General features: G+C 69.3%; 12 protein-coding genes and 1 riboswitch. All 12 genes read left to right on the top strand.

What is annotated here, in order from left to right:
- Positions 1-2: 2 nt before the first annotated feature.
- The 12 genes from HDC31_RS10945 to HDC31_RS10890 all read left to right on the top strand — a co-directional run bounded on the left by HDC31_RS10945 (position 3) and on the right by HDC31_RS10890 (position 14,393).
- Positions 3-1,379 (top strand): HAMP domain-containing sensor histidine kinase, encoded by a 1,377-nt coding sequence (locus HDC31_RS10945; protein ID WP_058632211.1) that lies wholly within the window; start codon positions 3-5, stop codon positions 1,377-1,379.
- Positions 1,376-2,338 carry a TAXI family TRAP transporter solute-binding subunit gene (locus HDC31_RS10940; protein WP_046749023.1) on the top strand — a complete coding sequence of 321 codons (963 nt, stop codon included), beginning with the start codon at positions 1,376-1,378 and terminating at the stop codon, positions 2,336-2,338. The genes HDC31_RS10945 and HDC31_RS10940 overlap by 4 nt, the downstream gene beginning before the upstream one ends.
- Before the next feature lie 251 nt (positions 2,339-2,589).
- The gene (locus tag HDC31_RS10935) at positions 2,590-3,339 is read left to right on the top strand and encodes an amino acid ABC transporter ATP-binding protein (RefSeq protein WP_374939221.1); all 750 of its coding nucleotides are present in this window, start codon (positions 2,590-2,592) and stop codon (positions 3,337-3,339) included.
- 64 nt (positions 3,340-3,403) lie between these two features.
- Entirely contained in the window at positions 3,404-4,321 is a 918-nt protein-coding gene (locus tag HDC31_RS10930; RefSeq protein WP_113681495.1) for a glutamate ABC transporter substrate-binding protein, read from the top strand.
- A 79-nt stretch (positions 4,322-4,400) separates the two neighbouring features.
- Entirely contained in the window at positions 4,401-5,048 is a 648-nt protein-coding gene (locus HDC31_RS10925) for an amino acid ABC transporter permease (protein ID WP_046749025.1), read from the top strand.
- Complete coding sequence (locus tag HDC31_RS10920) at positions 5,045-5,947, top strand: amino acid ABC transporter permease (protein ID WP_113681500.1); 903 nt, start codon at positions 5,045-5,047, stop codon at positions 5,945-5,947. The genes HDC31_RS10925 and HDC31_RS10920 overlap by 4 nt, the downstream gene beginning before the upstream one ends.
- 42 nt (positions 5,948-5,989) lie before the next feature.
- Complete coding sequence (gene pheS / locus HDC31_RS10915; RefSeq protein ID WP_113681496.1) at positions 5,990-7,030, top strand: phenylalanine--tRNA ligase subunit alpha; 1,041 nt, start codon at positions 5,990-5,992, stop codon at positions 7,028-7,030.
- On the top strand, positions 7,030-9,549 hold the full coding sequence (gene pheT / locus HDC31_RS10910; protein ID WP_113681497.1) for a phenylalanine--tRNA ligase subunit beta: 2,520 nt from the start codon (positions 7,030-7,032) through the stop codon (positions 9,547-9,549). The genes pheS and pheT overlap by 1 nt, the downstream gene beginning before the upstream one ends.
- A 75-nt stretch (positions 9,550-9,624) precedes the next feature.
- Entirely contained in the window at positions 9,625-10,347 is a 723-nt protein-coding gene (locus HDC31_RS10905; protein WP_052748799.1) for a DUF402 domain-containing protein, read from the top strand.
- Complete coding sequence (locus HDC31_RS10900; RefSeq protein ID WP_113681498.1) at positions 10,344-11,306, top strand: NAD-dependent epimerase/dehydratase family protein; 963 nt, start codon at positions 10,344-10,346, stop codon at positions 11,304-11,306. The genes HDC31_RS10905 and HDC31_RS10900 overlap by 4 nt, the downstream gene beginning before the upstream one ends.
- 6 nt (positions 11,307-11,312) lie before the next feature.
- A riboswitch (TPP riboswitch) is annotated at positions 11,313-11,407 on the top strand.
- On the top strand, positions 11,398-12,246 hold the full coding sequence (gene thiM / locus HDC31_RS10895; RefSeq protein WP_058632219.1) for a hydroxyethylthiazole kinase: 849 nt from the start codon (positions 11,398-11,400) through the stop codon (positions 12,244-12,246). It overlaps the preceding riboswitch by 10 nt.
- On the top strand, positions 12,243-14,393 hold the full coding sequence (locus HDC31_RS10890) for a bifunctional hydroxymethylpyrimidine kinase/phosphomethylpyrimidine kinase (protein ID WP_179516107.1): 2,151 nt from the start codon (positions 12,243-12,245) through the stop codon (positions 14,391-14,393). The genes thiM and HDC31_RS10890 overlap by 4 nt, the downstream gene beginning before the upstream one ends.
- Positions 14,394-14,538: the final 145 nt, after the last annotated feature.

Below are 14,538 nucleotides of genomic sequence, written 5' to 3'. Positions count from 1 at the left end.
TCGTGCGTCGTCGCCTCATCCTCGTGTTCCTGATACCGCTCGTCGCGATCCTGGCCGGACTCGGCGGTGCCGCGGGGTGGAGCGCCGCCCAGAGCGTGCAGCAGGCCTTCTATGCGCAGCAGATCGGCGACCTCGGCTACTTCGTCACGAGCGCGCGCCAGGCTCTGCGTTCCGGCAGTGCTGCCGTGATCGAGGCGGAGGTGGAGCGGTTCCGCGAGGTCTACGGGATCGAGGTGACCGTGTTCGATCTCGGGGGCGGCGTGTGGGCCGCAGCGGATCAGGACCCGGCGGTGCTTCGCGAAGACGATGCCGAGCGCGTCAAGCTGGCGCTCTCCGGTCGACGAGCCGAGCAGCCGACGGTGGTGTTCCCGTGGAGCGTCTCGGATTCCGCATTGGCCGAGCCGGTGTTCGATGACGGTGACGTGATAGGCGCCGTGCTCGTCGCCGGAGATGTGGCGGCTCCGCGCGCCGCGATCCTGCACCAGCTCCTGCTCATCTCGGCGATCGCGGGCGTGCTCATCGCGCTCGGCGTGCTCCTGGTGTTCCGGCTCGCGCGTTGGGTGCTCTCGCCGGTGCGCCGACTCGACGAGGCCATGGTCGCGATCGAGCGCGGCGAGATGGACGCGCGCGTTGCTGCGGACGACGGTCCGCCGGAGCTCCGCCGCATGGCGCAGGTGTTCAACGGCATGGCCGACGAGATCGAACGGGTGATGACGAGGCAGCAGGAGTTCGCGCTCAACGCCTCACACGAACTGCGCAACCCCCTCAATGCTCTGCTCCTGAGAGTGGAGCATCTGGCGACGGGACTCGGCGACGAGTGGCAGGGCGACGTCGAGGAGACGAGGGAGGAGGGGCGCCGGATGACCCGCATCCTCGAGACACTTCTCGGCCTCGCGCGCGGCGGCCGTGGCGACTCGACCGTCTCCGCTGTGGATCTGGCGACTCTGGCCGCTCGTCGCCGGGAAGCATGGCGCGATGTCGCGGCTCAGCGCGGAGTCGGGCTGCGCTCCACCGGTGTGTCATCGGTGATGAGCGTGACCGACCGCACGATCGTGGAGAGCGCGCTGGATGCCGTGATCGACAATGCCGTGAAGTTCTCGCCCGAGGGGGCGCACATCGAGATCGGGGCGAGACGGGAAGGAAGCGTCTGTCGGATCACGGTCCGCGATCACGGCCCGGGCCTCACCGACGAGCAGGCAGCTGCGGCGACCGACCGGTTCTGGCGCAACGCCGACACCGGGGACACACCGGGGTCAGGACTCGGGCTGGCGATCGCGAGCGATCTGCTGGAGACGATCGGGGGAGAGCTGGCGGTCTCTTCGGCACAGGGTGGCGGACTCGAGGTCGCGCTCGTCCTGCACGACGGGTCCACGCCATGAGGTCGGCCGCCAGGGGACTTCTCGCGGGAGGACTCGCGTTCGTGCTGCTGACCGGGTTGACCGCGTGCGTCCCTCGCTCCGACGAGTGGAGCGACGTCGAGTACGCGATCGCCAGCGGGGGCTCGACCGGTGTGTACTACGACTACGGCAGCCACCTGGCGGAAGAGCTGTCGGACCGGCTGGACCTCCGGATGGTCGCGCAGGAGACCGCGGGATCGGTCGACAACCTGCTGCGGGTGAGTTCGGGCGAGGCCCTGCTCGGATTCGCGCAGGGGGATGCCGCCGCCGACGCGGTGTCGGGCACCGGCGCCTTCGAGCGGCCGTTGGAGGTGGAGGCTCTCGCCCGCCTGTACGACGAGTACGTTCAGGTCGTGGTGCGGGGGGATTCGGACATCGACGACATCGGCGATCTTGCCGGCCGCACCATCTCCCTCGGCGCCGAGAACTCCGGCGTCAACGTGATCGCCGGCCGAGTGCTCGACGCGGCAGGCGTCGCGCTCGATTCCGTCCGCGACCCCCAGCTCGACCTCAGCGCGTCGATCGGTGCGATGGAGCGTGGTGAGATCGACGGCTTCTTCTGGGTGGGGGGCCTGCCCACTCCCGGCGTGGCCGAACTGTCCTCGCGGGCTCCGGTGCGTCTGCTCCCGATCGAGCCCGAGTGGGTCAATGCCGTGAACGAACGGTACTCGCATGCCTATCGGCAGGCCGATGTCCCCGCGGGGACATACGGCCTGCCGGACTCCGCGCCGACGATGGCCGTTCCCAACTATCTCGTCACCGCCGCGTCCACGCCGGATGCCGTCGTGCACGATGTCCTGGCCGGGCTCTTCGACGCGCGACTGCGCATCGCGGGGGAGGTGCCGACCGCGGCGCTGCTGGATCGGCGCTCGGCGATCTTCACCGGTCCGGTCCCTCTCCACGATGGTGCGATCGACTACTACCGCGACCTGCGCGGTTGACTGCTCAAGAAATCCTCAAGAAGTCTGACAGCGGGGCCGGCGCTCTGCCATTGTGAGGTCGATCGCGCACGATCGTCGCCTGCTGCACAACTGTCGTTGGGGCATCGCAGCAGGACGATTCCGCGGCCCGTGGGGGCGGGCCGCGGGGTACCCATGCACAGCAGCATTGGTGCCGCGATCAGGTGATTACGAACGTGTAAATCTCACCGAGGTGCCTGGAGACCCGCGCCCGACGTGGCTAGTTTGGAGAAATGATGACCTCTGATACCCCGCTCGTCGTGGTCGAGAACGTTCAGAAGCACTACGGCGACTTCCAGGCGCTCACTGACATCGATCTGACCGTGAACTCGGGGGAGGTCGTCGTCGTGATCGGCCCGTCCGGCTCCGGGAAGTCGACACTGTGCCGCACGATCAACCGCTTGGAGACGATCACCAGCGGGAGCATCCGCATCGACGGCAAGGAGCTCCCGGCCGAGGGCAAGGGCCTGGCTCATCTGCGCGCCGACGTCGGCATGGTCTTCCAGTCGTTCAACCTCTTCGCCCACCTCACGATCCTCGAGAACGTGACTCTCGGACCGATCAAGGTGCGCGGCATCAAGAAGGCCGACGCCGAGAAGGAGGCGATGATGCTGCGCGAGCGCGTCGGCGTGGCCCAGCAGGCCTCGAAGCTCCCTGCCCAGCTCTCCGGTGGTCAGCAGCAGCGCGTGGCCATCGCCCGCGCTCTCGCGATGCAGCCCAAGGTGATGCTGTTCGACGAGCCCACCAGTGCGCTCGACCCCGAGATGATCAACGAGGTGCTCGACGTCATGGTCGAACTCGCCCAGGACGGGATGACGATGATCGTCGTCACGCACGAGATGGGCTTCGCGCGCAAGGCCGCCGACCGCGTCGTGTTCATGGCGGACGGACGGATCGTGGAGGAGGCGACTCCCGAGGAGTTCTTCACGCACCCGAAGAGCGATCGCGCCAAGGACTTCCTCTCGAAGCTCCTCACGCACTGACGCGCCCGCACACTCACACACTCACACACAGACCCTGCACACACAGCACACGAAGGAGACGCACATGCGACGCACACGGACACTGGCAGGCATCGGAATCGCGGCAGCCGCGCTGCTGACGCTCACCGCCTGCAACAGCGGAACCCCGTCCAGCACGGGGGCCCCGGAAGGCGGCGACGAAGGTGACTCCTCCAGCAGCACGCCCTGGACCGTCCTGACCGACGTCAGCATCGACGGCAGCCCGACGTTCGACCGGATCGAGTCGTCCGGAAAGATCAAGGTCGGCGTCAAGGAGGACCAGCCCGGTCTCGGCTACCTCGACCCCGTGACCGGTGACCGCACCGGATTCGACGTCGACATCGCCCGCTGGATGGCGGCATCGCTCGGTGTCGACCCGGAGAAGATCGATTTCCAGGCGATCGCCTCCGCGAACCGCGAGCAGGCCATCGTGAACGGCGACATCGACTACTACGTCGGCACCTACTCCATCACCGACAAGCGCAAGGAGCAGATCTCCTTCGCCGGTCCGTACTTCGTCACCGGTCAGGGCCTCCTCGTGGCAGCTGACAGCGACATCAAGAGCGTCGACGACCTCGACTCCTCGACGACCGTCTGCTCGGCGACCGGCTCGACGCCGATCCAGAACATCAAGACGAACTACCCCGACGTGCCCACCAAGGAGTACGACACGTACTCGAAGTGCGTCGAGGACCTGAAGAACGGCCAGGTGGACGCGGTCACCACCGATGAGGCGATCCTCATCGGCTACGCGGCTCAGGACCCGGACAACCTCAAGGTCGTCGGTGAGCCCTTCAGCGAGGAGCGCTACGGCATCGGCGTCGCCAAGGGTGACGACGCCCTCGTGGGGTACTTCAACACGCAGCTGACCGACGGTGGCGAGATCTGGCAGCAGATCTTCGACAACAACCTCGGTGCCTCCGGCGTCAAGGCGACGCAGCCCGAGGTCGACCCGGTCGGTTGATCTCCGCGGGGCGGTCGGCATGGTCGGCCGCCCCGCTCATGCAGGACACTTTCGAGAACCCGAATCGACAGGAGCAGCAGTGGGAGTCATCTCCGACCACCTCGACCTCTGGGGAGAGGCACTGTGGGGAACCATCGTGCTGTTCCTCGGCGGCGGCATCATCGCGCTGGTCCTCGGACTCATCGTCGGGGCCGCACGTGTCTCGCCGGTTCCGATCGCCCGCGCCGTCGGTGGCGTGTACGTGAACTGGATCCGCAACACACCGCTGACCCTGGTCATGTTCTTCTTCGCCTTCTGCCTTCCGATCCTGCTGGGGGAGCGGGTGAACTCCCTGCTGCTGGCCGTGATCGCGCTCGGCATCTACACCGCGACCTATGTGGCGGAGGCGCTGCGAGCCGGCATCAACACCGTGCCGGTCGGCCAGGCGGAAGCCGCACGGGCGATCGGCCTGAACTTCGGCCAGGTCATGCGCTACGTGGTGCTGCCGCAGGCGACGCGCTCCGTCGTCCCGCCCATGATGAGCGTGCTCATCGCCCTCATGAAGAACACCACGGTGGCCGCAGGGTTCTCGGTCGTCAACCTCGGCACCATCCGCGCGGCGCTCAGCGAACGCGGTGAGAACGCGCTCGTCGTGCTCCTGTGGGTCATGGTCCTGTTCGTGGTGCTGGTGCTGCTGCTCGCCTGGGTGCAGCGCGTTCTCGAGAACAAGTGGAGGATCGCGCGATGAGTTCCGTCCTTTTCGACGTCCCCGGCCCCCGTGCCGTCGCCCGCAACAGGCTCATCGGAGTCGCCACGGTGCTCGTGGTCCTCGCGGTGCTCGGCTGGGTGGTGTGGAGGCTGTTCGCCACCGGGCAGTTCTCCGCAGAGAAGTGGAACATCTTCACGTTCTCCGCGGTCTGGGTCCGCTTCGGCGAAGGCCTGCTGGCCACGCTGGCCGCGTTCGCGGTCGCCGGCGTCGGATCCATCGTCCTCGGTTTCCTTCTCGGCATCGGCCGCCTCTCGGAGCACGCCTGGGTGCGTGAGCCGGTCCGGTGGATCATCGAGGTGCTGCGAGCGGTGCCCGTGCTCATCCTGATGATGCTGCTGTACTACGGCCTTCCGGTGATCGGCGTGAAGATGCCGCCGTACTGGGCCGTCGTGATCGCCCTCATCGTCTACAACGGCTCCGTGCTCGCCGAGGTGCTCCGTGCCGGGATCGAGTCGCTGCCGCGCGGACAGAAGGAGGCCGGCTACGCGATCGGACTGCGGAAGACCGGGGTGATGTACTTCATCCTGATCCCGCAGGCCGTCCGGGCCATGATGCCGGTGATCATCGCGCAGCTCGTCGTGGCGCTCAAGGACACCGCGCTCGGCTTCATCATCACGTACCAGGAGCTCCTCTACGTCATCAACCAGATCGGCAACCAGGCGCCCTACGGCTCCCCGCTGATCCCGGCGGCGATCGTCGGCGGATCGATGTACGTGGCCGTGTGTCTCCTGCTCTCCTACATCGCCTACCGCCTGCAGAAGCGTGCCAAGCGCTCGCCGAAGGCAGGGCCTGCGGTGCCGGATCCCCGCCAGCACGGAGGCGAGACCAACACCTCGCTCATCGTGCTGCAGGGAGATGGGTCCGAGAAGGCGCGCTGATCCGCGAAAGGGACCCGCACGCCCCCGGTAGACTCGATTCTCGTGTCAGAGTCTCCTGAAATCACCCCGGAAGCGGTCGAGTCCGCTGTTGCCGATGCCCTCGCGGCGATCGCCACAGCCGCCGACACCGCCGAGCTGAAAGCAGCCCGCGCCGCACACGTCGCCGACGGATCGCCGCTCGCGGTACTGAACGCCTCGATGCGCCAGGTCGCTCCCGAGAACAAGGCCGCATTCGGCAAGCTCGTGGGCCAGGGGAGAGGGCAGGTGACCCAGGCGCTGGCCGCGAAGGAGGCCGAGCTCGCCGAGGCCGAGGTCGCCGCGCGCCTCGAGTCCGAGCGGGTGGACATCACCGCCGTGCCCTCGCGCACGCGTGTCGGCGCCCGACACCCGCTCACGCTCCTGCAGGACCAGGTGTGCGACATCTTCGTCGGCATGGGCTGGGAGATCGCGGAGGGACCGGAGCTCGAGCACGAGTGGTTCAACTTCGACGCACTGAACTTCGATGTGGACCACCCCGCACGCCAGGAGCAGGACACGTTCTACGTGGACCCGCCCTCGCGTCACCTCGTGATGCGCACGCACACGAGCCCGGTGCAGGTGCGCTCGATGCTCGACCGCGAGGTGCCCATCTACGTGCTGTGCCCCGGCCGGGTGTATCGCACCGACGAGTTCGACGCCACGCACCTGCCGGTGTTCACGCAGTTCGAGGGACTCGTGATCGACAAGGGCATCACGATGGCGCACCTCAAGGGCACGCTCGACCACTTCGCGAAGCTGCTCTTCGGCCCCGAGGCCAAGACGCGCTTCCGCACCAACTACTTCCCCTTCACCGAGCCGTCCGCCGAGCTCGATCTGTGGCACCCCACCTTCAAGGGCGGTGCGCGCTGGATCGAGTGGGGCGGCTGCGGCATGGTCAACCCGAACGTGCTGCGCGCGGCAGGGATCGACCCGGAGGAATACAGCGGCTTCGCGTTCGGCATGGGCATCGAGCGGGGCCTGATGTTCCGCAGCGACGTCCAGGACATGCGCGACATGGCCGAGGGCGATGTCCGATTCAGCGAGCAGTACGGGATGGTGGTGTGATGCGCGTCCCGCTTTCGTGGTTGCGTGAGTACGTCGATCTGGCAGCGGACGCCACGCCCGAGGATGTCCTCGCGGCCCTGGTGACCGTCGGCTTCGAAGAGGAGGACGTGCACCGCTTCGACATCACGGGCCCCGTGGTGGTCGGCCAGGTCGTCTCGCTCGAGCCGGAGCCCCAGTCCAACGGCAAGACCATCAACTGGTGCCAGGTCGACGTCGGCGCGGCGAACGGCGGCATCCGTGGCATCGTCTGCGGCGCGCACAACTTCGTCGTCGGGGACAAGGTCGTCGTGACCCTTCCCGGTGCGGTGCTGCCCGGTCCGTTCCCGATCGCCGCCCGCAAGACCTACGGTCATGTGTCGGACGGCATGATCGCCTCTGCGCGCGAGCTGGGACTCGGTGACGAGCACAACGGCATCGTCGTGCTGTCCGACCTCGGCATCGATGCGCCCGTCGGCACCGACGCGATCGCCCTGCTCGGCCTCGACGACGTCGCGGTGGAGATCAACGTCACGCCCGACCGCGGTTACGCCTTCTCCCTGCGCGGGGTGGCTCGTGAGTACGCGCACGCGACCGGAGCGACCTTCCGCGACCCGGCGGAGCGCGATTTCGCCGAACTCCAGCCGGGCACCGGCCACACGACCATCGTCGACGACGTCGCACCTGTGCGCGGGAACGTCGGAGCGAGCGAGTTCGTGACCCGCGTCGTCCGCGACGTCGATCCCTCACGTCCGACTCCTCCGTGGATGGTGGCGCGGCTCAGCCTCGCCGGCATGCGGTCGCTGGGCGTGCTCATCGACATCACCAACTACGTGATGCTCGAGCTCGGACAGCCGCTGCATGGCTACGACCTCGACAAGCTCACCGGGGGGATCACGGTTCGCCGCGCGCACGAGGGCGAGAAGATGACCACCCTCGACGGCGTCGAGCGCGCGCTGCACACCGAAGACCTGCTCATCACAGACGAGTCGGGTCCGATCGGCCTGGCCGGCGTCATGGGCGGCGGCACGACGGAGATGAGCGACTCCACCCGGAACGTGATGATCGAGGCGGCGAGCTTCGACCCGACCACGATCGCTCGTTCGGCTCGTCGTCACAAGCTGCCCAGCGAGGCGTCCAAGCGTTTCGAGCGCGGCGTCGACCCGCTGATCCCCTTCGTCGCGGCCCGGCGCGCGGCCGACCTCATGGTCGAGTTCGCCGGGGGCACGCTCACGGAGGAGGGCGGCGCGCTGTTCGCCGAGGTCTTCGTCGCGGAGATCGAGCTGCCCGCCGGCTTCGTGCAGGGGCTCATCGGCGTCGACTACACCGATGAAGAGATCACCGGTGCGCTGACGACGATCGGCGCGGAGGTCAGCCCTTCGACCGGCTCAGGGACCCAGGGCGGGTGGACGGTCATCCCGCCGACCTGGCGCCCCGACCTCACCGACAAGTGGACGCTCGCCGAGGAAGTCGCCCGCATCCACGGGCTCGACCGCATCCCCTCGGTGCTGCCGACGCCTCCCTCCGGGCGCGGCCTCACCGCGCACCAGCAGGGCCGCCGCCGCGTGGCCGATGCTCTGGCTGCTGCGGGGCTGGTCGAGACGCCGTCGTTCCCGTTCACCACGGAGGCGCAGAACGATCTGCACGGCTCCGCGTCGGGCGAGCACCTGCCGAGCATCCGTCTGGCGAATCCGCTCGACGGGCAGGCGCCGTACCTGCGCCGGTCGCTGATCCCCGGTCTGCTGCAGACCGCGCACCGCAACATCTCCCGCGGGCTCACCGACCTCGCGATCTTCGAGACCGGGGTGGTCTTCCTGCCCGAGCCGGGTGTGCAGTACGGCACCGATGAGGTGCCGCCGCTGGGGGAGCGTCCGTCCGACGAGACGCTCGCGGAGCTGAACGCCTCGATCCCGCCACAGCACCGGTTCGTCTCCGGACTCCTCACCGGCCATGTCGCACCGCGCCAGCCCGGTCGCCCCGCCGAGGCCGCCGGCCTCGTGGAGGCTCTGGACGCGGTCCGTGTGATCGCGGCAGCCGCCGGGGTCGACATCGACGTGCTCCAGGCCGAACGCGCCGCCCTCCACCCGGGGCGCACCGGGTCGCTCCTGGTGGCAGGCGAAGAGGTCGGATACGTCGGCGAGCTGCACCCCGCTGTCGCCGAGGGGGCCGATCTTCCCGGGCGCGCGACCGTGTTCGAGCTCGACCTCGACCGCATCCTGTCGCTTGCCGGCGGACGGGTCGTCGCGGCTTCGCTGTCGACGTTCCCCGCCGCTACGCAGGACGTGTCGCTCCTGGCTCCGGCCGGGGTCCCCGCCGCGGATGTGCAGGCCGCCCTCGCCGAAGGTGCGGGCATGCTGCTGGAGTCGGTGCGCCTCGTCGACGACTACCGCGGAGAGGGCGTTCCGGAGGGTTCCAAGAGCCTGACCTTCGCGCTGAGGTTCCGGGCGGATGACCGCACCCTCACCGCGGCGGAGGCCACGGAGGCCAAGCTCGCCGGAGTCGAGGTCGCTGCGCAGCGCTTCGGAGCGACGCTGCGCGACTGAGGATCGATCCGCGGTGTGAGGCGGACCGTGTCGTCGCTCGGACGATCCGGGCCGTCGCCGGAGTACCGTGGCGGGATGAGAATCCTCCCCCAGGGCACTCCGGCCGCCGTCCCCGACGGGGCGCGACCGCTCGGCGAGGGGCCGTTCCTCGAGCCCGGCGCACAGATCGACTGGCACTATCGGAAACCGGGGTGGCAGCCGGGAGAGCCGTCCAGGATCTCGCCGATGCGCGTGGTCCGTGATGATGAGCGCGGTCTCGTGGCCTGGCTCGCTCCGGGGACCCTCCAGGAGGCGCCGGGATCCAGCGACGGTCAGCGCGTGCGGGAAGTGCCTCTCGCCCGGCGCTGGCTCGAGCCGCGGACGCGCATCGTGGAGCGCTGGCGGGGCAACGGGGTGCTGTGCATCGCCCCTGCGGGGATGCCGTGGTCGATCTGGCTGTTCTGGAGCGACACCACCGGGCCGGACTGGGCGTTCTCCGGGTGGTACGTGAATCTCGAGAACGCGCATCTGCGGACAGACCGGGACACCTTCTCGTCCGACCATATCCTCGACGTCGAGATCGATCCGGCGGGCGGCATCCACCTCAAGGACGAGGATGAGCTCGTCGCCGCGATCGCCCAGGGACGGCTCAGCTCCGAGCAGGCCGCGCAGATCGAGCGGCACGCGGACGCGGCCATCGCGTCGTTCGAGGCCGACGACTGGCCGTTCGACTCCGCGTGGACCCGCTGGCGGCCCGACCCCGCCTGGACGGTTCCGGTGCTGGCAGGCCTTGACCGGTTGGGTGCAGGCACACCATGACGGATGTTCTGATCCTGGGCGGCACCGGGTGGCTCTCCGGGCGCATCGCCGGTCACTGGCGCGACCACGGAGCCACGGTCACCTGCCTCGCTCGAGGCACACGGCCCGCGCCGGAGGGAACGGTCCTGGTGCGTGGCGATCGCGAGGAGGCTTCGACCTACGCCGACCTCGCACGACGGGAGTGGGACCACGTCGTCGACATCTCCTCCCAGGCGGCGCATGTCGATCGGGCAGTCGAGATGCTGGGCGATCGAGCGGCACGATGGACGTACGTGTCATCCGTGTCGGTGTACTCCGATGACGAGACGGTCGGTGCGGACGAATCGGCTCCACGACACCCGGCGGCGGTTCTCGGCGACGAGTACGAGTACGCGGCGCAGAAGGTCGCCGCCGAGGACTCCGTCGCCCGATTGGGGGAGCGGGCACTCGTGGTGCGTCCCGGCCTGATCGTGGGCGACGGAGACCCGAGCGACCGCTTCGGCTACTGGAGTGCCGCGTTCGCTCGTGCCGACGCTGACGCCGTGCTGCTGCCCCCGCTGGACGGGCGGAGCGCTCAGTTGATCGACGTCGACGATCTGGCGGAGTACGTCGTCACCGCGCGAGGCAGCGGAGCCGTCAACGCCGTCGGCGACGAGAGGCCTCTCGCGGATGTGCTGCGGATGGTCCGCGCTGCATCCGGGCACACCGGGGCGACCGTCGTCGCGGACGAGGAGTGGCTCATCGCGCGTGACGTGGACCACTGGGCCGGCCCGCACTCCCTGCCGCTGTGGCTCCCGCCCGAGATGACGGGATTCATGACCCGCTCGAACGCGGCATTCCATGAGACCGGTGGGATGCTCCGTCCGCTCGTCGACACGATCGAGCGCGTGCTCGCCGACGAACGGGAGCGCGGACTCGACCGCGAACGACGTGCCGGGCTCACGCGGGCGCAGGAGCGGGCGCTGCTGGCCGATCGATAGACTGCGGACAGTGACACGGGGTGCCGCGATCCGCGGCTGAGAACAGACCCGTCGAACCTGATCTAGTTCGTACTAGCGAAGGGATGTCGCGATGAGCGATCTTCTGCGTCCTGATTCCACACACGATCTCGCCGAAAAGGCTGCGGTGCTGCTGGGGGTGTTGCGTGAGGCGCCACCGCTGACGCACTGCATCACCAATGCCGTGGTCACCGGCTTCACCGCCAACGTGCTGCTGGCGCTCGGGGCTGCTCCCGCCATGGTCGACATCGTCGGGGAGGTCGGCATGTTCGCCGGTGTCGCCTCGGGGATGCTGGTCAACCTGGGGACGCCCACCCCGGAGCAGCGCGCGGCGACTCTGGAAGCCGTCACCGGTGCGAGGGCAGCCGGTACGCCCTGGGTGCTCGACCCCGTCGCGGTCGGTGCGCTCCCGGTGCGCACCGCACTCGCGCGTCAACTCGTCGAGCAGCGTCCGACCGCGATCCGCGGCAACGCCTCGGAGGTGCTGGCTCTCGCGGGGCTCAGCGCCGGTGGGCGAGGTGTGGATTCCACCGACAGCACCGAGTCCGCGGCCGAGGCCGCATCGGCGCTGGCTCGGACGACACGCGGTGTGGTGGCCGTGTCCGGCCCGATCGATCTGCTCACCGACGGCGAACGCGTGCTGCGGTTGTCCAACGGGCACGAGCTGCTCACGAGGGTCACGGGCGGCGGTTGTGCTCTGGGCGCGGTGATGGCGGCCTTCCTCGGCGCTGCGCGGGCGACAGGGCACGACGCGCTCACGGCGGTCGCGTCGGCGAGCCTCGTGTACACGATCGCGGCGGAGCAGGCAGCGGAGCGGTCCACCGGGCCGGGGAGCTTCGCCGTCGCGCTGCTGGATGCCCTCGCCGCGGTGGATTCCGCTGACATCAGGGTCCGTGCCCGCGCCGAAGGCGGTGCCCTGTGAACGCCGACCTCTCGCTCTACCTCGTCACGGATGCGGAGCTGTGCGGAGACCGGGGCGTCGTCGAGACCGTCCGGCACGCGGTGGAAGGCGGGGTGCGCATCGTGCAGCTGCGCGACAAGGACGCGACCGACGAGGAGACGGTCGAACAGCTGGTCGCGCTGTCGCAGGCGATCGACGGTCGGGCGCTGCTCGTGGTGAACGATCGGCTGGGCGCGGCCGTGGCTGCTCGTGAGCGTGGAGCCAGGGTCGATGGCGTGCACCTCGGTCAGGGCGACGCCTCGGTGCTGCGCGCCCGTGAGGCACTCGGACCCGACGCGTTGATCGGCCTCACCGCCAACACCGCCGCGCACCTCGACGCGCTGCGGGCCCTCCCAGCCGGGACGGTCGACTACCTCGGGGTCGGCGTCATCCGTCCCACCTTCACGAAGCCGGATCACCCCGTCCCGCTGGGCGTGGAGGGATTTCGCGACTTCGCCAGGCGCAGCGCACTCCCGTGCGTGGCGATCGGCGGTGTCCACATCGACGACACCGAGGCCCTTCGCGATGCCGGTGCGGCGGGGGTGGCCGTGGTCTCGGCGCTGTGTGCCGCCGACGATCCGGCCGCCGTAGCGACGCGGTTCCTGCGGCGCTGGCGCTCCGGGGGTGTACCGCGAGTGCTCAGCATCGCCGGGAGCGACCCGTCCGGAGGTGCGGGCATCCAGGCCGACCTCAAGTCCATCGCCGCGAACGGCGGGTACGGGATGGCTGTGCTCACGGCGCTGACCGCGCAGAACACGCAGGGCGTGCGCGCTGTGCACGTGCCGCCGGTCGACTTCCTCCGCGCGCAGCTCGATGCCGTGTCGGACGACATCGTGATCGACGCCGTGAAGATCGGGATGCTCGCCGACGCCGAGGTCATCCGCGCAGTGGGGGCGTGGCTCGACCGCGTGCGCCCGCCTGTCGTGGTGCTCGATCCCGTCATGGTCGCGACCTCCGGCGACCGGCTGCTGGATCCGGAGGCGGAGCGGGCACTGCACGGACTCCTCGCGCGGGCGACTCTGGTCACTCCGAATCTCGCCGAACTCGCGGTGCTCGCCGGTCGGGAGATCGCCGACTGGGAGGATGCCATCTCCGCGGCGCACGAGCTGTCCGCCCGGATCGATGCAGCCGTCCTGGTCAAGGGCGGCCATCTCGTCGGGGATGAGGCCCCCGATGCGTTGGTCGACGCAGCGCGCGGTCTGCGCAGAGACTTTCCAGGACGACGGATCACGACAGGAAACACCCATGGCACCGGCTGCTCGCTGTCGTCCGCGCTCGCGACCCTGCTCGCGCGGGGGCACGACGCAGAAGCGGCCGTCGGCGCCGCGCGCATCTGGCTTCGCGAAGCCCTGCGGGCGGGGGACGCGTTGCGCGTCGGCGGTGGGCACGGGCCGATCAACCACTTCTCCGGACTCTGGGAACGGGCGGGAACAGAGGCCCGTCCGATCGCGGACGACATCGCGGCGGACTGGTGGCACGACATCAGGGAGATCCGCACCGCGATCGACGAGCTGCCCTTCATCCGCGCGCTCGCCGACGGGACGCTGGAGCGCGGACCGTTCCTGTCCTATCTCGCCCAGGACGCGCTGTACCTGCGCGAGTACGCCCGTGTGCTCGCGGAAGCGTCCCGGCTCGCGCCGACATCCGATGAGCAGGCGTTCTGGGCGGAGTCGGCCCGCGGTTCGATCGTGGGCGAGCTCGAGCTGCACGCGTCGTGGTTGACTCCGACGCAGGGGGTGAGCGCGGACACGTTCTCCGCCGAGCCGGGGGCGGCCACCACCGCCTACCTCGATCACCTGCGCTCTGTCGCGTTCGGTGGGGACTACGCCGAGATCGTCGCGGCCGTCCTCCCGTGCTTCTGGCTCTACACCGACCTCGGCCGACGCCTGCACGCCGGGGCCTTCGGTCAGTACGCGCAGGATCCCCAGCACCCCTACGCCTCGTGGCTGGCGACCTACGCCGATCCCGCGTTCGAAGAGGCGACCGAGACGGCGATCGCCTACGCCTCCGAAGCGGCGGCAACGGCTGATGCCGCGACCCGCGCCAGGATGCGCCACGTCTTCGAGGTCTCGAGTGGCCACGAACTCGCCTTCTTCGCCGCACCGCTGGAGCCCTCACCCCGCAGATGACGAACCGGATTTGCGGTGGCAGCCGAGGCCGCGCTACTGTCACGACATGCCTTCGGCCGCCACCGCTTCTCCGACGCTCGCTCCGAGCGTCATCGCTGTGCGCCGACGCCGCGGCCGCCGACTGTAGGCGACCCCGCCCTTCTGC

The organism is Microbacterium sp. JAI119 (assembly GCF_013410135.1).
Classification (GTDB): Bacteria; Actinomycetota; Actinomycetes; order Actinomycetales; family Microbacteriaceae; genus Microbacterium; species Microbacterium oxydans.
Note: the sequence above shows the minus strand (reverse complement) of the source record. Positions and strands in the feature narration are given on the sequence as shown.